Below are 19,117 nucleotides of genomic sequence, written 5' to 3' on the forward strand. Positions count from 1 at the left end.
CGCCACCCGCTACGACAAGACCGCCGAGTCCTACCAAGCAGCCGTCACCCTCGCATCGCTGCTGATGTGGGCGTGACATTTGACGACAACTCCTAGGCCGGAGGTCCCGTGGTCCCCGGCGGTGGCGTAGGTCGCCGGGCCCGGGGACGGTGGCGTAGGCCGAAGGGCCCCGGGGCGCTGCGTCCCGGGCCCGAGGCGGTGGCGGTGGGCCGGTCCCTAGGTTGAGGGCACGCCGATCGGGCGGCGTCGACGACGACGAGGGGACGGTAGGCATGTCGGTTGCGATCATCACGGGGGCTTCGAAGGGGCTCGGGGAGGCGCTCGCCCGGGCGCTGGCGGCACGCGGCTGGGATCTGGTGCTCGACGCGCGGGATCCGGTGCCCCTGGCGGAGGCGGCCGGGCTGGTGTCGGCGCACGGCACGCGGGTGACGGCGCTGCCGGGGGACGTCACGGACGCCGCGCACCGCGCGGAGCTGGTGGCGGCGGCGTGGCGGCTGGGCGGGGTGGATCTGGTGGTGCACAACGCGAGCGCGCTGGGCGCGGAGCCGCTGGTGCGCCTGGAGGAGCTGCCGCTGGAGGGGCTGCGGCGCGCGCTGGAGGTGAACGTGGTGGCGGCGCTGGGCCTGGTGCAGGAGGCGCTGCCGCTGCTGCGGTCCGCGCCGGCCGGGGCGGTGCTGGTGGTCAGCTCGGACGCCGCGGCGGAGGCGTATCCGACGTGGGGCGGGTACGGGGCGTCCAAGGCGGCCCTGGACCAGCTGGCGGCGGTGCTGGCGGTGGAGGAGCCGGGGCTGCGGGTGTGGGCGGTCGATCCCGGCGACATGGCGACGGACCTGTACGCGGCGGCCGTACCGGACGACGACGGTCCGCGGCCGGAGCCGGCCCGTGTGGTGCCCGCTTTCCTGCGGCTGCTGGACGAGCGGCCGGCGAGCGGTCGCTATGGCGCTCCGGCGCTGCTGGAGGAGCGGCGATGACCGTGGTCGTCGAGGTGCCGGAGGAGTTGTCCGCGCGGGTGCCGGTGGAGCAGCGGGGGCCGGGTCTCGACCGGGACTCGGTGCGGCTGCTGGTGTCGCGGGGCACGGTGGTGTCGCACCACGCCTTCGTGGAGCTGCCGGGACTGCTGCGGGCCGGGGACCTGCTGGTGGTGAACACCTCGCCGACGCTGGCGGCGGCCGTCGGGGGGTGGATCGGGCACGCGCGCGTGGTGGTGCATTTCTCCACGCGCGGGGACGACGGCCGCTGGGCGGTCGAGCTGCGGGATCCCGACGGACGGGGCACCACGCGTGCGCGCGCGGGCGCGCACGCGGGTACAGAGGTGCGGCTGGTCGGGGGTGCGCGGCTGGTGCTGGAGGAGCCGCTGAGCGCACGGGGTGAGCGGCTGTGGTGGGCGCGTGTGCCGGGTGATGTGCTCGGGGTGCTGCGGGAGCACGGGCGGGCCATCCGGTACGCGTACACGGAGCGGGACCAGCCGTTGTCCGCCTACCAGACGGTGTTCGCGCTGCCGTCGCCGGACGGTGCGGGGAGCGCGGAGATGCCGAGTGCGGGGCGTCCGTTCACCGCGCGGACGGTGGTGGAGCTGGTGCGCCGGGGGGTGCAGTTCGCGCCGGTCACGCTGCACACGGGGGTGGCTTCGGCGGAGGCGCACGAGCCGCCGTATCCGGAGCGGTTCGCGGTGCCGGAGGCGTCAGCGCGGCTGATCGGGGCGGTGCGGGCGGGGGGTGGCCGGGTGATCGCGGTGGGGACGACGGCCGTACGGGCGGTGGAGTCGGCGGCCGGTGCGGACGGTGCGGTGCGGGCCCGCGCGGGGTGGACCGATCTGGTGGTGACCCCCGAGCGCGGGGTGCGGGTGGTGGACGGGCTGCTGACCGGGCTGCACGAGCCGGAGGCCTCGCACCTGCTGATGCTGGAGGCGGTCGCGGGGCGGGCGGCGATCGACCGGGGGTACGAGGAGGCGCTGCGCGGGCGCTACCTGTGGCACGAGTTCGGTGACGTGCACCTGGTTCTCCCGGAGTGACCGGACCTCCTCACACAGAGCATTGCTCCAGCAACCACCGGTGAGACCGGAGGATGGCCGGTGTGAGGCCGGGCATAGGGCGCACGTCACGTACGAAGGGGATTAGGAGAGACATACCGTCCATGTGAGCGGGACATATAGCCCTCTCTGCACCGATTTACCCCTCCCTGATCCACTACCCGGCTTCGTACGTCACACCTTTGCCCCGCCATTTTGCGGCCGCTAAGAATGGCTGCGTCGCTCGGCGCCGTGGGTTTCCAGCCCGCGGCGTTTGTGCCGGAAGCACCCTGTCCCCACCGGACGTCGAGCGACCTCCGCGCTATTCGAAGAGGTCCATCCCGCATGTCCAAGAACATCCTCACCCGTGGTCATAGCCGTGCCCTGACCCGTCACCACAAGATCGCCGCCGCCGGTGTCGCGGCCCTCGGTGCCGCCGCCATCGGTCTCTCGGCCGTCCCGAGCAACGCCTCCACGACCACCACGACCGAGGCCGTCGCCCCGACCGCGAAGGTGGCGTACAGCACCGAGCAGATCAAGGGCGTCCACGCCGGCGTCACCGACCAGCTGGCGGGCACCAGCGTCAAGGTCGAGCAGATCGCGGCGAAGAAGCAGGCCGCCGCGGAGGCCACCGCCAAGAAGGAGGCCGCCGCTGCCGTCGCGAAGGCCAAGGCGGAGAAGGCCCGCCAGGCCGAGGAGGCCGCCAGCCGTGCCGCCGAGCGCGCCGCGGTGAAGAAGGCCGCCCCCAAGGCGTACAGCGACAACCTGGACGGCTGGATCCGTGAGTCCCTGGACATCATGAAGAAGCACGGCATCCCGGGCTCCTACGAGGGCATCCACCGCAACATCATGCGGGAGTCCTCCGGCAACCCGAAGGCGATCAACCTCTGGGACATCAACGCCCAGAACGGCATCCCGTCCAAGGGTCTGCTGCAGGTGATCCCGCCGACCTTCGAGGCCTACCACGTCCCGGGCACCCCGAAGGACATCTACGACCCGGTCGCCAACATCACCGCCGCCTGCAACTACGCGGCCGACAAGTACGGCACCATGGACAACGTCGACAGCGCGTACTGAGGTCGGCGCGGACCTCTTCTCGCGAACACGAACGCCGAAGGGCGGCACCCTCCTGACGGGGTGCCGCCCTTCGGGGTCGTACGGCGCGGGTTACTTGCGCATGACCTCGGGCTCGTGGCGGCGCAGGAAGCGGGCCACGAAGAAGCCGCAGATCACGCCGAGGGCGAGCAGTGCGCCCATGTCCATCGCCCAGGCGCCGACCGTGTGCTCCCACAGCGGGTCGGTGTCGCCGGCCGTCTCCGGCGGGCTGATCTTGTTGAAGTCCAGCGTGGCGCCCGACGCGGCGACCGCCCAGCGCGACGGCATCAGGAACGAGAACTGGTTGACGCCGATCGAGCCGTGCAGGGTGAACAGACAGCCGGTGAAGACGACCTGGATGATCGCGAACATCACCAGCAGTGGCATGGTCTTCTCGGCGGTCTTCACCAGCGCGGAGATGATCAGGCCGAACATCATCGAGGTGAAGCCCAGCGCCATGATCGGCACGGACAGCTCCAGCAGCGTGAGGCTCCCGAAGACCAGGCCCTCCTCCGGGATCTCCCGGCTGGAGAAGCCGATCACGCCGACCAGCAGGCCCTGCAGCACGGTGATCATGCCGAGCACGAACACCTTGGACATCAGGTACGCCGAGCGGGACAGGCCGGTGGCGCGCTCCCGCTCGTAGATGACCCGTTCCTTGATCAGCTCACGTACGGAGTTCGCGGCGCCCGCGAAGCAGGCGCCTACCGCGAGGATCAGCAGGACCGTGGTCGCCGTGCCGTTCGGGATGATCCGGCCGGTCTGCGGGTTCGGCGGGTTGGGCAGCAGGCCCTTGTCCGCGTCGATGAGCAGGCTGACCGCGCCGAGGACCGCCGGCAGGATCACCATCAGGGCGAGGAAGCCCTTGTCGGAGACGATCACCGAGACGTAGCGGCGCACCAGGGTCACGAACTGTGACATCCAGCCCTGCGGCTTCGGCGGCCGCATCGCCTGCATCGGCGGCATCTGTACGGACTGCGGCGCGACGGCGTCGATGTCCGCGGCGTACATCTGGTAGTGCTGCGAGCCCTTCCAGCGGCCCGCCCAGTCGTAGTCGCGGTAGTTCTCGAAGGCGGAGAAGACGTCGGCCCAGGTGTCGTAGCCGAAGAAGTTCAGCGCCTCCTCGGGCGGGCCGAAGTAGGCGACGGAGCCGCCGGGCGCCATCACCAGGAGCTTGTCGCAGATCGCCAGCTCGGCCACCGAGTGCGTGACGACGAGGACCGTGCGGCCGTCGTCGGCGAGGCCGCGCAGCAGCTGCATGACGTCGCGGTCCATGCCCGGGTCGAGGCCGGAGGTCGGCTCGTCCAGGAAGATCAGCGACGGCTTGGTGAGCAGCTCCAGGGCGACGGAGACGCGCTTGCGCTGGCCGCCGGACAGGGAGGTGACCTTCTTGTCCTTGTGGATGTCCAGCTTGAGCTCGCGCAGCACCTCGTCGATGCGGGCGTCGCGCTCGGCGGCCGTGGTGTCGGAGGGGAAGCGGAGCTTGGCCGCGTACTTGAGGGCCTTCTTGACGGTCAGCTCCTTGTGCAGGATGTCGTCCTGCGGGACCAGACCGATGCGCTGGCGCAGCTCGGCGAACTGCTTGTAGAGGTTCCGGTTGTCGTAGAGGACCTCGCCCTGGTTGGCGGGGCGGTAGCCGGTGAGGGCCTTGAGGAGCGTGGACTTGCCGGAGCCGGACGGGCCGATGACCGCGATCAGCGACTTCTCGGGCACGCCGAAGGAGACGTCCTTGAGGATCTGCTTGCCGCCGTCGACGGTGACCGTCAGGTGGCGGGCGGAGAAGGAGACCTCACCGGTGTCGACGAACTCCTCGAGCCGGTCGCCGACGATCCGGAACGTCGAGTGACCGACGCCCACGATGTCGGTGGGGCCGAGGAGTTGTGAGCCGCCCTTGGCTATCGGCTGACCGTTGACGTACGTGCCGTTGTGCGAGCCGAGGTCGCGGATCTCCATGCGGCCGTCGGGCGTGGAGTGGAACTCGGCGTGGTTGCGCGAGACCTGGAGGTCGGAGACGACCAGGTCGTTCTCCAGCGCACGGCCGATGCGCATCACGCGGCCGAGGGAGAACTGGTGGAACGTGGTGGGGCTGCGGTCGCCGTAGACCGGCGACGCCCCCGCGCCGTTGCCGGGGCCCTGCTGCTGCGGGATGTGCGGTGCGGGCTGCTGCGCCGCCGGCTGCTGCGGCTGCTGCCAGCCGGGCTGCTGCTGCGGCGCCTGCTGGGACCAGCCGGCGTTCGCACCCTGGGCCGCGTACGGCTGCTGCGGCTGGGCCTGCGGAGCGGCGGCCTGGGCCGCGGCGCCCGCTCCGGCTCCCGCACCTGCGCCTGCGCCTGCGCCTGACAGCGTCACGCGCGGGCCGTCGGTCGCGTTGCCCAGGTTCAGCACCGTGTCGGAGCCGAACTCCAGGTGGTGGATCCGCTGCCCCTGCACGAACGTGCCGTTGGTGCTGCCGTGGTCCTCGATGACCCAACTGCGCCCGTTGAAGCTGATCGTGGCGTGACGCCAGGAGACCCTGGCGTCGTCCAGCACGACGTCCCCCTGCGGATCGCGTCCGAGGGTGTAAGCCCTGGACGGATCGAGCGTCCAGGTCCGTCCGTTTGATTCCAGTACGAGTTCCGGCACTCCATGCCCCACTGAGTTGTCCCCCGAATTTCCCCCATCGCAGGGAGTCTAGGGATGTCGAACATCGGGGGGAACTATTTCAGGCTCGGCCCTCTGACCGAAAGTCGGCCTTGTCACGAGCGCGCACCAAGGTGTTCACCGGCTTTCGTCGACGGGGGTTGAAATCGGCTCGGAGAATGGTAAACCACGCGAGGGGGACATGCGCGGCCGTCACGCCGCGTCGCGGATCGGGGGGTCTGCCATGAGTACTGCCACGAACGTCCACACCGCGGAGCGGGGTGGGCGCGTGCCCTGGGTCGATGTGGTGATGTCCGCGGTCGCCGCGGTGAGCTGGGCGCTGATCGGGATGGCGGGGACGGCGGCGCTCGGGCTGCGTCTGCTAAACGCGGACGCGGCCGGTTCGCTGGGCCCGATGACCGCCGCGGTGGTGGCTCTGGGGGCGGGTGGTTCGGTCACGCCGTCCGGTGACGTGTCCGCCTTCGGGCTGTCGGGCGCGGAGGCCGGCACGGCCCTGGAGGTCACGCCGCTGGGCGTGAGCCTGGTGGGTGCGCTGCTGCTGTCGTACTTCTTTCTGCGGTCCTTGCGGACGGCGGGAGTTGTGGTCTCCGGCGCCGAACTCCTCGCGCGTGCGGGCGCGGTGGTCGGGCTGTTCGTGGCGATGACGGGCGGGCTGGTCTGGGCGGGGCACGACGTCATCACCATCGACGGGGGTTCGCTGGGACTGGACGACCTGCCGGGGGTGGGCGGTGGCGGGGTCGAGATCCCGGGGCTGGGCGATGTCGGAGGGCTGCTGCCGGACCGGGTGGGGGATCTCGTGGACGCGGAGGCCGCGGTCGGGTTCACCGTCGACACCGCGCCGACGCTGCTGGGCGGACTCGGCTGGTCGGCCGGTGTCCTGCTCGTCGCGCTGCTGGCGTCCCGCCGCACTCCCCTGCCGCGTGGCTGGGACGCCGTGCACCGTGTCGTGCGGCCGGCGGTGTCCGCCCTCGTCGCGGTGGGGCTGACGGCGGTGGCGGCGGGGCTCGCGGCGGCGGGGTACGCGGCGATCGGCGACGACCATCCCCGGCGGATCGCGGGGGCGGCGCTGCTGGGGGCGCCGAACGGGGTGTGGACCGGGGTGTCGATCGGCCTGTTCGTGCCGTGGGACGGGCGGGCGAGCGGGGCCCTGCTCGGGGTGCTGCCGCACCCCGTGGACGATCTGCTACGGGGCGGCTCGGACCGGTCCGTCACGCTGGGGCGGCTGGCGGAGTTCGACGGGCGGGTGTGGCTGCTGGCGGTGGCCGCCGCGCTGATGATGCTGCTGGCGGGGGTACTGATGGGCGTGCGCACACCGGTCGGGGACGCGGCGGATCGCGGAGCGGCCGATTTCGCGGGGCGGTGTGCGCTACGGCTGGGTGTCGCTACGGCGCTGGCCCTGCCGTTGCTGGCCTGGCTGACGGAGGTGTCGGTGAACGCCTCGCTGTCCGTGCTGGGCTTCGACGCGTTCGGCGCCGGCATCGAACTGCGCGGCCGGCTCGGCACGGCGCTCCTGCTGGGCGCGGTGTGGGGGGCGGGCGCGGGCGCCGCGGGGGCGCTGCTGGCCCGGTCGAGCGGGGCGGCGGGGGCGCAGGCGGCGCCGCTGGCACGGAGTGACATCAAGGCGGCCGGGGAGTGGCGGGCGACGTCGGCCGTCGGGGGCCCGGACGGCAGGACGACCGCCGGTCCCTACGAGCCGGGGGCCCCTTACCGCCCACCGAACCCGGACACCAATCCGTATCTGCGGGTGTCACGGGAGACGTGGGCGTCCCGCGCGTCAGGGGAACCGCACGAGTCGCGGGAGCAGGGGCCGTGGGGGGCGCACGGAGCGCGGGGCCCCGAAGACACACCTCGGCGGCCCGGGGGCCCACCGGGTGCCGGTGGACCGGACAGGCGCGAACCGCAGGAACGACGGGCACCGTGGAGGCAGGGACCCCCGGGATCGCGGGAGCGAGGGCCGTGGGAGGCGCACGAGGCCCGGAGGCCTGAGGACGCGCGGGGAGAGGCCCGGGGGCCGTCGGCCGGTGGGAGCCCCGGGGCACCCGAGAACGGCGACGAGGGCGGCGACATCTACGGGGCGCCCACCGTGATCCGGCCGGTCGGGCCGCCCTGGCGTGGGCCCCGGCGAGGGGCCGGGGAGCGGGGCGGGGCTCGGGACGGGGATGAAGCCGGAGGTGACGGGCGGTCGCTGTGGCCGGACAAGGGGCCTCCGCCTCCGCCGCCGCCTCCCCCGGCCCCGCGGAAGCCGCCGCCACGACAGCCGGACGGGCCGGAGGCCGACGGACGATGAACCCGCGCCGCGGGAGGCCGACGGACGACGGGCCGGCGCCGCGGGAGGCGGCCACGCCGACGACCGGACGACCGTGAGGCGGGCCCCGCAGGACACGGACGGCCGTGAGGCGGCCCCAGCAGAGCACGGGTGGGTGGAGGGTGGGTGACCTGCGGGAGGTCGCTGGTGCGCCATGTGCGGGACACCGGTGCGACAGGCAGTGTTCGCTGTCCGGCTGGCGGACCTCGGAGGCGCGGGGCACTGGGTGCCGGATACGGTGGGAACACCATGAGCGCATCGCAGACCACCGACGTTCCCACCCTCCTTGTCAAGATCTTCGGCAAGGACAGGCCGGGCATCACGGCCGGCCTCTTCGACACCCTCGCCGCCTACTCGGTCGACGTGGTCGACATCGAGCAGGTCGTCACCCGTGGCCGCATCGTGCTCTGCGCCCTCGTGACCGAGCCGCCCAAGGGGCTGGAAGGGGACCTGCGGGCGACCGTCCACAGCTGGGCGGAGTCGATGAAGATGCAGGCGGAGATCATCTCCGGCAAGGGCGACAACCGTCCGCGCGGGCTCGGCCGCTCCCTGGTCACCGTGCTGGGCCACCCCCTCACGTCGGAGGCGACGGCCGCGATCGCCGCGCGGATCACCAGGACCGGCGGCAACATCGACCGTATCTTCCGGCTCGCCAAGTACCCGGTGACAGCCGTGGAGTTCGCGGTGTCCGGCGTGGAGACGGAGCCGCTGCGCACCGCCCTGGTGACCGACGCGGCGCGGCTCGGGGTCGATGTCGCCGTGGTCGGGGCGGGGCTGTACCGGCGGGCGCAGCGCCTGGTCGTCATGGACGTGGACTCCACGCTCATCCAGGACGAGGTGATCGAGCTCTTCGCCGCGCACGCCGGCTGCGAGGACGAGGTCGCCGAGGTGACGGCGGCCGCGATGCGCGGGGAGCTGGACTTCGAGCAGTCGCTGCACGCGCGCGTGGCGTTGCTGGAGGGGCTGGACGCCTCCGTGGTGGACAAGGTCCGCAGCGAGGTGCGGCTGACGCCGGGCGCCCGCACCCTGATCCGTACGCTGAAGCGCCTCGGCTATCAAGTGGGCGTGGTCTCGGGTGGGTTCACCCAGGTCACGGATGATCTGAAGGAACGGCTGGGGCTGGACTTCGCCCAGGCCAACACCCTGGAGATCGTCGACGGGAAGCTGACGGGCAAGGTCACCGGGGAGATCGTGGACCGGGCGGGCAAGGCCCGGCTGCTGCGTCGGTTCGCCGCCGAGGCGGGGGTGCCGCTGTCGCAGACGGTGGCGATCGGTGACGGTGCGAACGATCTCGACATGCTGAACACGGCGGGGCTCGGTGTCGCCTTCAACGCCAAGCCGGTGGTGCGCGAGGCGGCGCACACGGCGGTGAACTTCCCCTTCCTGGACACGGTCCTGTACCTGCTCGGCGTCACCCGCGAAGAGGTCGAGGCGGCGGACACGCTCGACGTGGGCTGAGTCGCCGGGCCGGGGCACGGAGACGCGCGGGCCCGGCACCGACGGACGTCGGTGCCGGGCCCCTGCCGTGCCGGGTGTCACTCGGTGGGCGCCCAGTAGTCGACCAGCGTGCCGACGCCGGGCTCGAGGGACTTCCAGGAGCCGGTGAAGGACAGGACGGCGAAGGCGGCTGCCGGGTAGCCGCGCCGGCTCATGCGTTCGCGGGCGTCGCCCTCCGCCGCGCCGGCCAGGATGTCGGCGAGTGCCTGGACGCCCGGGTTGTGGCCGATCAGGAGGACGTTCTGCGCGTCGTCGGAGGTTTCGTTGAGCAGGGCGATCAGCTCACCGGGGGAAGCGTCGTAGACCCGCTCCTCGTAGACGGTTTTCGGCCGCTGCGGAAACTCGTGGACCGCGAGCTTCCAGGTCTCCCGGGTCCGGACCGAGGTGGAGCACAGGGCCAGGTCGAAGGCGATACCGGTGTCGGCGAGCTTGCGTCCGGCGACGGCGGCATCCGTGCGGCCCCGCTCGGCGAGCGGGCGCTCGTGGTCGGAGACCGGGGGCCAGTCGGCTTTCGCATGCCGGAAAAGGACAATCCTGCGGGGTTCTGCGACGCTCATGTGACCCAGCTTCGCATGAAACAGGCCATGGGGCGCAGGGAGTTGACCGGCGCTTCCGGGGTGTTCAACGGGCTATGAGCTGCTGCGCGCGCTCGACGAGGTGGGTGAGCACGGGCTCACCGGCGGCCGCGTGGGCGTCGGAGGGGTTGAGGATCAGGGTGAGCAGGGCGACGAAGGCGAGGGTGGGCAGGGCCAGGGCCCACCACGGCAGCCGGGTGTCGACGCCACCCCGGGGGGCCGGGTGGGGCCGGGTGTGCGTGCGCGCCGACATGGGGGCCTCCGCTCTTCGTATGGTCCGTGGCTCGCTTTTCGCGGCCACATCTCGAAGGTACGGATCGTCGGGAACTCAACCCATCCGGTGATCCACCCACTTGACCCTGAGCCTGGCCCCCTAGGGGATGGTGGTGCCAGCACCACCATGGGCCGTCACGGCGCGAGGACGGTCGCGATCACTCCGATGACGATGAAGATGGCGAAGAACGCGCCGAAGACGAGCAACATCTTCTTCTGGCCGTTCTGCGGATTCGGGTCGAGGACTGGCATACGGCAAGTCTCGCACCCCGCTCGCCTGCGGCGGGCCTCGGGGGTGGCGCGGCGCGGGTGGCCTGGCGGCCGGGCCCTCCGGCGCGATGGTTCCGCCGACCGGCCCATGCGGTGCGGCGGGGCTGGGACGGTGCATCACCGGCCCGGGGCGGTCGGGGCGGGGGCTCCTGGCCGTGGAGCGCTCGTTCGTTTCGCCCCCGCCGCCCCTTCCCGTCCCGTTCCCGGGGGCTCTGCCCCCGGACCCCCGTCGCGCCCGCGCGGCGGAGCCGCATGTCGACACAGCCCCATACCCCTGGGGGTGTGCCGCCCCGTCCCGTCCCTGGGGGCTCCGCCCCGGACCCCCGTCGCGCCCGCGCGGCGGAGCCGCATGTCGACACAGCCCCGCGCCCCTGGGGGGAAGGGCTGGCCGGGCCGGTCAGGAAGTCGTCGCCTCATCCTCCACCGTGCGGTCGCGGCCGGCCAGGACGCCCACGATCATCTGCGGGATCATCAGGCCGGCCATCAGCGCGATCGGCAGGCCCCAGCCGCCGCTGTGCTGGTAGAGCACGCCCACCAGGAGCGGCCCGGGGATGGAGAGCAGATAGCCGGTGCTCTGCGCGAAGGCCGACAGCTGGGCCACGCCCGCGCCGGTCCTGGCCCGCATCCCGACCATGGTGAGCGCCAGCGGGAAGGCACAGTTCGCGATGCCCAGCAGCACCGCCCAGGCCCAGGCACCGGCGGCCGGCGCGAGGTACAGGCCGGCGTATCCGACGAGGCCGCTGACGCCCAGCGCGAGCGCGATCGGGCCCTGGTGGGGCAGCCGGGTGGCGAGGCGCGGGATGACGAAGGCCAGCGGTACGCCCATCACCATGGTGACCGCGAGGAGCAGCCCGGCCGTGCCCGCGGGGACGCCCGCGTCCCGGAAGATCTGCGCCATCCAGCCCATGGTGATGTAGGCGGCGGTGGCCTGGAGTCCGAAGAAGACGGCCAGCGCCCAGGCGGTGCGGCTGCGGGTGATGCGCAGCCGCACCGGCGCCTCGGCGGGAGTGTCCCGTCCGGCACGCGCCCCGTCGTGCTCCGGTTCCCGTGCCCGTACGAAGGGCAGCCACGGCAGTACGGCGGCTGCCGCCAGGGCCGCCCACACGGCGAGGCCCGAGTGCCAGTCCCCGCCCAGCGCGTCGGTCAGCGGCACGGTCACGGCCGCCGCCGTGGCGGTGCCCAGGGCGAGGGCCATGGAGTACAGACCGGTCATGGAGCCGACCCGGTCGGGGAACCAGCGCTTGACGATGACCGGCATCAGGACGTTGCTGACGGCGATGCCCATCAGCGCCAGCGCGCTGGTGGCCAGGAACGCCGCCGTGCCGCCCACGTACGGGCGTATCAGCAGGCCGGCGCCGATGGCGACCATGCCGGCGCAGACCACCGCGCCCGCACCGAACCGGCGGGCCAGCCGCGGCGCGGTGACGCCGAAGACCGCGAAGCACAGCGGGGGCACGGAGGTGAGCAGTCCGGCCACGCTCCCGCTCATGCCGAGCCCGTCGCGGACCTCCTCCAGCAGCGCGCCCAGGCTGGTGATGGCGGGGCGGAGGTTGAGCGCGGCCAGCACGATGCCGACGACGAGCAGTCGCGTCCGCCACGCGTGCGTGACACCGGCCCGGCGGACGGTCCGGGCCTCGGAGGCGGCCGGTGTGCGTACGGTCGTGGACGTGGGTGTCCGGGTTTCCTCACTAGCCATGACGCCCATCATAGAATCATGGGATGATTGATTGTCCATGCCGAGGCCGCCGTGCGGCGCCGCTGTCGTGCGAAGGTGTGCCATGCCGCTGAGCCATCCCCGTCGTTCGGCCCTGTCCGAGCAGGTCATCGCCACCCTGCGGGCCCAGATCACCTCGGGCGAGTGGCCGGTCGGCGCGCGCATTCCCACCGAGCCGGAGCTGGTGGAGCAGCTGGGAGTGGCCCGCAACACGGTCCGTGAGGCCGTCCGTGCGCTGGCGCACAACGGGCTGCTGGACATCCGCCAGGGCTCGGGCACGTACGTGGTGGCCACGAGTGAGCTGGCGGGCGTGATGCACCGCCGCTTCGCCGACGCCGACCCCCGGCACATCGCCGAGCTGCGTTCGACCCTGGAGTCGGCGGCGGCGCGGCTGGCCGCCGAGCGGCGCACGGAGAAGGACCTCAAGCAGATCGACACCCTGCTGCTGCGCCGGGAGGAGGCCTGGGAGTCGGGTGAGGCGGAGGCGTTCGTGGCGGCGGACGCCACGTTCCACCTGGCGGTCGTGGCCGCCTCGCACAACGACGTGATGACCGCGATGTACGCGGACCTGAGCGAGGTGCTGCGGGACTGGCTGCGCGAGGACGTGGGCGAGGGCATGTCCCCGGAGATGCACATGGACCACGGGCGGCTGGTGGACGCGATCCGCGCGGGGGACGCGGCGACGGCGGCCGAGGAGGCCGCCGCCTATCCGTTCATGTGCCGTCCGGGGCTGTTCGCTCCGCCCTCCGCCGACTGAGCCAGGCCGACGCGAGGGCCCGCACCCCGTACGGGATGCGGGCCCTCGGCAGTGCGTCCGGTCAGGCGCCGATGGCGTGCAGACCGCCGTCCACGTGGACGATCTCGCCCGTGGTCTTCGGGAACCAGTCGCTCAGCAGGGCGACGACGCCCCGGCCGGCCGGCTCGGGGTCCTTCAGGTCCCACTCCAGCGGGGCGCGGGTGTCCCACACGGAGGCCAGCTCGCTGAAGCCCGGGATGGACTTGGCGGCCATGGAGCCGATCGGGCCCGCGGAGATCAGGTTGCAGCGGATGTTCTGCTTGCCCAGGTCACGGGCCATGTAGCGGCTGGTGGCCTCCAGGGCGGCCTTGGCGGGGCCCATCCAGTCGTACTGCGGCCAGGCGTACTGCGCGTCGAAGGTGAGGCCGACGACCGAGCCGCCGTTCTGCATCAGCGGCAGGCAGGCCATGGTCAGCGACTTCAGGGAGTACGCCGAGACGTGCATGGCGGTGGCGACCGACTCGAACGGCGTGTTGAGGAAGTTGCCGCCGAGCGCGTCCTGCGGGGCGAAGCCGATGGAGTGCACGACGCCGTCGAGGCCGCCGAGCTCCTCGCCGACCACGTCGGCCAGACGGCCCAGGTGCTCGTCGTTGGTGACGTCGAGCTCGATGACCTTGGCGGGCTTGGGCAGCTTCTTGGCGATGCGCTCGGTCAGGGTGGGCCGCGGGAACGCGGTCAGGATGATCTCGGCGCCCTGCTCCTGGGCCAGCTTGGCGGTGTGGAAGGCGATGGAGGACTCCATCAGCACACCGGTGATCAGGACGCGCTTGCCCTCGAGAATTCCGCTCATGGTGTTCAGTGACCCATTCCCAGTCCGCCGTCAACGGGAATGACGGCTCCAGTGATGTACGAGGCCTCGTCCGAGGCGAGGAACCGCACCGTCGCGGCGATCTCCTCGGGCTGCGCGTACCGGGCGAGCGGCACCTGCGCGAGGATCTTCGTCTGCTGCTCCTCGGTGAGCGCCTTGGTCATGTCGGTGTCGACGAAGCCGGGCGCGACGACGTTGAAGGTGATGTTGCGCGAGCCCAGCTCGCGGGCGAGGGAGCGCGCGAAGCCGACCAGGCCGGCCTTGGAGGCGGCGTAGTTGGCCTGCCCCGCGGAGCCGAGCAGTCCGACCACCGAGGAGATCAGGACGACGCGGCCCTTCTTGGCGCGCAGCATGCCGCGGTTGGCGCGCTTGACGACCCGGAAGGTGCCGGTGAGGTTGGTGTCGACGACCGAGGTGAAGTCCTCCTCGGACATGCGCATGAGGAGCTGGTCCTTGGTGACACCGGCGTTGGCCACGAGCACCTCCACGGTGCCGTGCGCCTCCTCGATCTCCTTGTAGGCCTGCTCCACCTGCTCGGGGTCGGTGATGTCGCACTTGACGGCGAGGCAGCCCAATTCCGTCAGGGCGGCCGGCGGCTCCCCCGAGCGGTACGTGATGGCGACCTTGTCGCCGGCGTCGGCGAACGCGCGGGCGATGGCGAGGCCGATGCCCCGGTTGCCTCCGGTGACGAGAACCGAGCGGCTCAACGGATCACCCTTTCGATAGCGGTCTGGTGCACCGCCCGGACACCTGGACGACAGGCGGCTACCCCGAAAACCTATCGGTCCCGGTCCCGCCCGGGACATTGGGGCACCGACAGTGGCGCTCGTGGCCTCCTGTCGGGTTCCTACAGTTCGCGGCCCCGGTCAGTCCGCCCTACCGGGTGCGTGAGCCGACAGCCCTTCGGCACGAGCGGTCTCGAGCATCCTGCGGTCACAGGTCACCACGGCGGTCAGGTCGTCCCGCGACGTCACGTACCTCTTGGGTGAGGAGGCCCCCGGTGATCCGGGCGTGCCGGCGGCGAGCGGCTCCGTGGCCCGCTCTTGAAGGAACCGCTTCCTCGAAGCACTCGGCGACGAACATCCACGCGCCCGCGTCCCGGTGACGGCGCGCGCGGAACGCCGCCGCTCGCGGGGCGGGAACGTCCCCGTTCTTCCGGGTCTTCTTGCTCTTACCGTCGGTACGGCTCCTGCTGGGCGCGGCGCCGACGGTGGTGCGCCCGGAAGCGGGAGGGTCGGGGAGCCTCCGGGGATCACCGGCCCGAGTGGTACTGGACAGAGCCCTGGGCCCCACTGGTTCAAGAACAGTCACAGCGGCAGCGAGGGGGACAACCGCGTCGAGGTCGCCGTACGCCCGAGGCGGTCCGCATCCGTGATGCGCGGGACAAGCGCGTTCGTCCCCTCGTCGTCACGCCGGTCACTCGGGCGGCGTTCACCGCGCTCGCGGCAGGGTCGTCACCGGACGGCCGAGTTCGCGCCGTACGAGACGTCAGCGGGCGGGTACGGGAGCGGCTCCCGTACCCGCCCGACCGGTCGGGGGCGGACTTGCCTCGCCGCTTCTTCCTGGCCGCCGGTGCGGTTGGGCGCTCCGGTTCAGTACACGTGGCGGGTGTACCACGTCCCGCTGTCGAAGAAGAAGTGGTCCACGGCGAGCTTGTGCCCACCGCTGTAGTGGGCGTACGCCACGGCCTGCTCGCCGGGCCCGCCGTTGCTCAGGCTCGTGTCCAGGCAGGTGCCGGGGTTGATCATGAAGGTGCTGAAGCCGCCCCGCAGCGGGAACTCCACGTCGATGGGCTGCGCGCGGTGGTTGCAGGCCGTCAGCCCGCCCGTCCTGCTCAGGGGCTCGTCGGCGACCGCGGCGGGGGCGGACAGGGCCGTGAGAAGACCGGCGGTCGCGGCCGCCAGGGCGGCCACACGACGCATACGCATACGCACTCCTTGAGTCGGGCTGTCCGGTGATCGTCCGGACCAGCGCTCCCGAACGTACGGAGGCTTTACGCACGGACAGTGACAGGTCATCCACCAGTTGGTGAACAGCCGTTGCTCCAGAGGAAGTTGAGATTCCATGGGCACGCGTGGCGCACCACGGCGGCCGTCCGTCACGTCCCCCGGGGGCGCTCATGGTTCACTGCTGACGGTTGAGCACATCTCGCGATGGTGAGAAAAGGGGAGGCCGCTCGTGGCCCATGAGGTCGATCAGTCATTCCTGGCGCTGCCGTTGCGCGCGCTCGCCGACGCGGCGCTCGCGCGGGCGCGGGCGCTCGGGGCGGAGCACGCGGACTTCCGTCTGGAGCGGGTGCGCAGCGCGTCCTGGCGGCTGCGGGACGCCAAGCCGGCCGGATCGTCGGACACCACCGACCTCGGGTACGCGGTGCGCGTGGTGCACGGCGGGACGTGGGGGTTCGCGTCCGGGGTGGATCTGACCCTCGACGCCGCCGCCAAGGTCGCCTCGCAGGCGGTGGCGATGGCGAAGCTGTCCGCGCAGGTGATCCGGGCGGCGGGTTCGGACGAGAGGGTGGAGCTGGCCGACGAGCCGGTGCACTCGGAGAAGACCTGGGTGTCGTCGTACGAGATCGATCCGTTCGCCGTGCCCGACGAGGAGAAGGCCGGGCTGCTGGCCGAGTGGAGCGCGCGGCTGCTGGCGGCGAACGGGGTGGACCACGTCGACGCCTCGCTGCTCACCGTGCACGAGAACAAGTTCTACGCCGACACCGCCGGGACCGTGACCACGCAGCAGCGGGTGCGGCTGCACCCGGTGCTCACGGCCGTGTCCGTCGACGGCTCCAGCGGTGAGTTCGACTCCATGCGCACGATCGCGCCGCCCGTCGGCCGCGGCTGGGAGTACCTGACGGGCACCGGCTGGGACTGGGACGACGAGCTGGCGCGGATCCCGGAGCTGCTCGCCGAGAAGATGCGCGCGCCGAGCGTCGAGCCGGGGCTGTACGACCTGGTGGTGGACCCCTCCAACCTGTGGCTGACCATCCACGAGTCCATCGGGCACGCCACCGAGCTGGACCGCGCGCTCGGCTACGAGGCGGCCTACGCCGGGACCTCGTTCGCCACCTTCGACCTGATCGGCAAGCTGCGCTACGGCTCGGAGCTGATGAACGTCACCGGTGACCGCACCGCCGAGCACGGGCTCGCCACGGTGGGGTACGACGACGAGGGCGTCGAGGCGCAGTCCTGGGACCTGGTGAAGGACGGCACGCTGGTCGGCTACCAGCTGGACCGGCGGATCGCGAAGCTGACCGGGTTCGAGCGGTCCAACGGGTGCGCGTTCGCGGACTCCCCCGGCCACGTGCCGGTGCAGCGCATGGCCAACGTGTCGCTGCGGCCGGATCCGGCGGGGATGTCGACGGAGGACCTGATCGGGGGCGTGGACCGGGGCATCTACGTCGTCGGTGACCGGTCGTGGTCGATCGACATGCAGCGGTACAACTTCCAGTTCACCGGGCAGCGGTTCTACCGGATCGAGAACGGGCGGCTGGCGGGGCAGCTGCGGGACGTCGCCTATCAGGCCACGACCACCGACTTCTGGGGCTCCATGGCGGCGGTCGGCGGTCCGCAGACGTACGTCCTGGGCGGCGCCTTCAACTGCGGCAAGGCCCAGCCGGGGCAGGTGGCGGCGGTCTCGCACGGTTGCCCGTCCGCCCTTTTCAAGGGAGTCAACATCCTCAACACCACGCAGGAGGCCGGGCGATGAGCGCGCGCACCAGCAAGCCGTACGAGATCGTCGAGCGCGCTCTGGAGCTGTCCCGGGCCGACGGCTGTGTCGTGATCGCCGACGAGGAGTCCACCGCCAATCTGCGCTGGGCGGGCAACGCGCTCACCACGAACGGTGTCACGCGCGGGCGCACGCTCACCGTGATCGCCACGGTGGACGGCGCGCAGGGCACGGCCTCCGGGGTGGTGTCCCGGTCCGCGGTGACCGTGGACGAGCTGGAGCCGCTGGTGCGGGCCGCCGAGGCCGCCGCGCGGGGCGCGGGTCCGGCCGAGGACGCGCAGCCGCTGGTCACGGGGGTCGCCCCGTCGCCCGGGTTCACGGAGGCGCCGGCCGAGACCTCCTCCGCCGTGTTCGCCGACTTCGCCCCGGCGCTGGGCGAGGCGTTCGCCCGCGCGCGTGCCGGTGGCCGGGAGCTGTACGGCTTCGCCAACCACGAGATGGTCTCCAGCTACCTCGGCACGTCGGCGGGGCTGCGGCTGCGGCACGACCAGCCGAACGGCACCCTGGAGCTGAACGCCAAGTCGCCGGACCGTACGCGGTCGGCGTGGGCGGGGCGCTCCACGCGGGACTTCAAGGACGTCGACCCGGCGGCGCTCGACGCCGAGCTGGCCGTACGGCTGGGCTGGGCCGAGCGGCGGCTCGAGCTGCCCGCGGGCCGGTACGAGACGCTGCTGCCGCCGACCGCGGTGGCGGACCTGCTGATCTACCAGCTGTGGTCGGCCTCGGGGCGGGACGCGGCCGAGGGGCGCACGGTGTTCTCCAAGCCGGGCGGCGGCACCCGGGTCGGCGAGCGGCTGACCGAGCTGCCGCTGACCCTGCGCAGCGACCCGGACGAGCCGGGTCTGGAGTCGGCGCCGTTCGTGATCGCGCACTCCTCCGGCGGCGACCAGTCGGTGTTCGACAACGGGCTGCCGCTGGCGGCCACGGAGTGGATCCGCGAGGGCGAGCTGAACCGGCTGACGACCAGCAGGCACGGCGCGGGCCTGACCGGACTGCCGGTGGCGCCCGGGATCGACAACCTGATCCTGGACGGCGGCGGCGACCGGTCCCTGGAGGACATGGTCGCGGCCACGGAGCGCGGGCTGCTGCTGACCTGCCTGTGGTACATCCGCGAGGTGGACCCGGCGACGCTGCTGCTCACGGGGCTGACCCGGGACGGCGTGTACCTCGTCGAGAACGGCGAGGTCACCGGCGAGGTGAACAACTTCCGGTTCAACGAGTCGCCGGTGGACCTGCTCGGCCGGGCCGCCGAGGCGGGCCGTACGGAGAAGACGCTGCCCAGGGAGTGGGGCGACTGGTTCACCAGGGCCGCGATGCCGGCGCTGCGCGTCCCCGATTTCAATATGAGCTCTGTCAGCCAGGGCGTATAACCTCGTAGGCATTCGTGGCCGGCCGTCATCCGGCCGGCCGAAG

General features: G+C 72.2%; 16 protein-coding genes. 8 read left to right on the plus strand and 8 right to left on the minus strand.

The window, feature by feature from the left end; genetic code table 11:
• The first annotated feature begins 272 nt into the window (after positions 1–272).
• The 3 genes from KUM38_RS36065 to KUM38_RS36075 all read left to right on the plus strand — a co-directional run bounded on the left by KUM38_RS36065 (position 273) and on the right by KUM38_RS36075 (position 3,085).
• Positions 273–971 carry an SDR family oxidoreductase gene (locus KUM38_RS36065; RefSeq protein ID WP_217136012.1) on the plus strand — a complete coding sequence of 233 codons (699 nt, stop codon included), beginning with the start codon at positions 273–275 and terminating at the stop codon, positions 969–971.
• Positions 968–2,011 carry an S-adenosylmethionine:tRNA ribosyltransferase-isomerase gene (locus KUM38_RS36070; RefSeq protein ID WP_217136014.1) on the plus strand — a complete coding sequence of 348 codons (1,044 nt, stop codon included), beginning with the start codon at positions 968–970 and terminating at the stop codon, positions 2,009–2,011. Before KUM38_RS36065 ends, KUM38_RS36070 begins: the two co-directional genes overlap by 4 nt.
• Before the next feature lie 342 nt (positions 2,012–2,353).
• The gene (locus tag KUM38_RS36075) at positions 2,354–3,085 is read left to right on the plus strand and encodes a transglycosylase SLT domain-containing protein (protein WP_217136016.1); all 732 of its coding nucleotides are present in this window, start codon (positions 2,354–2,356) and stop codon (positions 3,083–3,085) included.
• 90 nt (positions 3,086–3,175) lie between these two features.
• Here KUM38_RS36075 and KUM38_RS36080 read toward each other — a convergent pair whose 3' ends face one another.
• Positions 3,176–5,725, minus strand: a complete 2,550-nt coding sequence (locus KUM38_RS36080) for an FHA domain-containing protein (RefSeq protein WP_217136018.1) — start codon at positions 5,723–5,725, stop codon at positions 3,176–3,178.
• Positions 5,726–5,966: 241 nt separating this feature from the next.
• Here KUM38_RS36080 and KUM38_RS36085 point away from each other — a divergent pair, with 241 nt between their 5' ends.
• Positions 5,967–8,030, plus strand: a complete 2,064-nt coding sequence (locus KUM38_RS36085; RefSeq protein ID WP_254398285.1) for a streptophobe family protein — start codon at positions 5,967–5,969, stop codon at positions 8,028–8,030.
• Between the two features lie 267 nt (positions 8,031–8,297).
• Positions 8,298–9,506, plus strand: coding sequence for a phosphoserine phosphatase SerB (gene serB / locus KUM38_RS36090; protein WP_217136022.1), 1,209 nt, complete (start codon positions 8,298–8,300; stop codon positions 9,504–9,506).
• A gap of 77 nt (positions 9,507–9,583) precedes the next feature.
• Here serB and KUM38_RS36095 read toward each other — a convergent pair whose 3' ends face one another.
• From KUM38_RS36095 to KUM38_RS36105, 4 genes are all read right to left on the minus strand, one after another.
• Complete coding sequence (locus tag KUM38_RS36095; protein ID WP_217136024.1) at positions 9,584–10,102, minus strand: histidine phosphatase family protein; 519 nt, start codon at positions 10,100–10,102, stop codon at positions 9,584–9,586.
• A 64-nt stretch (positions 10,103–10,166) separates the two neighbouring features.
• On the minus strand, positions 10,167–10,373 hold the full coding sequence (locus tag KUM38_RS36100; RefSeq protein WP_217136026.1) for a hypothetical protein: 207 nt from the start codon (positions 10,371–10,373) through the stop codon (positions 10,167–10,169).
• Positions 10,374–10,528: 155 nt separating this feature from the next.
• Positions 10,529–10,645: an SGM_5486 family transporter-associated protein gene (locus KUM38_RS42575; RefSeq protein ID WP_006132620.1), complete on the minus strand. Its 117-nt coding sequence runs from the start codon at positions 10,643–10,645 to the stop codon at positions 10,529–10,531.
• 415 nt (positions 10,646–11,060) lie between these two features.
• A complete protein-coding gene (locus KUM38_RS36105) occupies positions 11,061–12,371 on the minus strand; it encodes a CynX/NimT family MFS transporter (RefSeq protein ID WP_217136028.1) in 1,311 nt (436 codons plus the stop codon).
• A gap of 70 nt (positions 12,372–12,441) precedes the next feature.
• Between KUM38_RS36105 and KUM38_RS36110 the strand changes: the two genes are divergently transcribed.
• Positions 12,442–13,134 carry a FadR/GntR family transcriptional regulator gene (locus tag KUM38_RS36110; RefSeq protein ID WP_217136030.1) on the plus strand — a complete coding sequence of 231 codons (693 nt, stop codon included), beginning with the start codon at positions 12,442–12,444 and terminating at the stop codon, positions 13,132–13,134.
• Between the two features lie 61 nt (positions 13,135–13,195).
• Here KUM38_RS36110 and fabI read toward each other — a convergent pair whose 3' ends face one another.
• The 3 genes from fabI to KUM38_RS36125 form a co-directional block, all read right to left on the minus strand.
• Entirely contained in the window at positions 13,196–13,963 is a 768-nt protein-coding gene (gene fabI / locus KUM38_RS36115; protein WP_217136031.1) for an enoyl-ACP reductase FabI, read from the minus strand.
• Between the two features lie 5 nt (positions 13,964–13,968).
• A complete protein-coding gene (gene fabG, locus KUM38_RS36120) occupies positions 13,969–14,688 on the minus strand; it encodes a 3-oxoacyl-[acyl-carrier-protein] reductase (protein ID WP_217136033.1) in 720 nt (239 codons plus the stop codon).
• Between the two features lie 885 nt (positions 14,689–15,573).
• Entirely contained in the window at positions 15,574–15,909 is a 336-nt protein-coding gene (locus KUM38_RS36125) for a hypothetical protein (protein WP_217136036.1), read from the minus strand.
• Positions 15,910–16,159: 250 nt separating this feature from the next.
• Here KUM38_RS36125 and KUM38_RS36130 point away from each other — a divergent pair, with 250 nt between their 5' ends.
• Both KUM38_RS36130 and KUM38_RS36135 read left to right on the plus strand, forming a co-directional pair.
• A complete protein-coding gene (locus tag KUM38_RS36130) occupies positions 16,160–17,683 on the plus strand; it encodes a TldD/PmbA family protein (protein ID WP_217136037.1) in 1,524 nt (507 codons plus the stop codon).
• Positions 17,680–19,074, plus strand: a complete 1,395-nt coding sequence (locus KUM38_RS36135; protein ID WP_217136040.1) for a metallopeptidase TldD-related protein — start codon at positions 17,680–17,682, stop codon at positions 19,072–19,074. Before KUM38_RS36130 ends, KUM38_RS36135 begins: the two co-directional genes overlap by 4 nt.
• Positions 19,075–19,117: the final 43 nt, after the last annotated feature.

It is taken from the genome of Streptomyces sp. AC558_RSS880, assembly GCF_019049255.1.
In the GTDB taxonomy this organism is placed as follows: Bacteria; Actinomycetota; Actinomycetes; order Streptomycetales; family Streptomycetaceae; genus Streptomyces.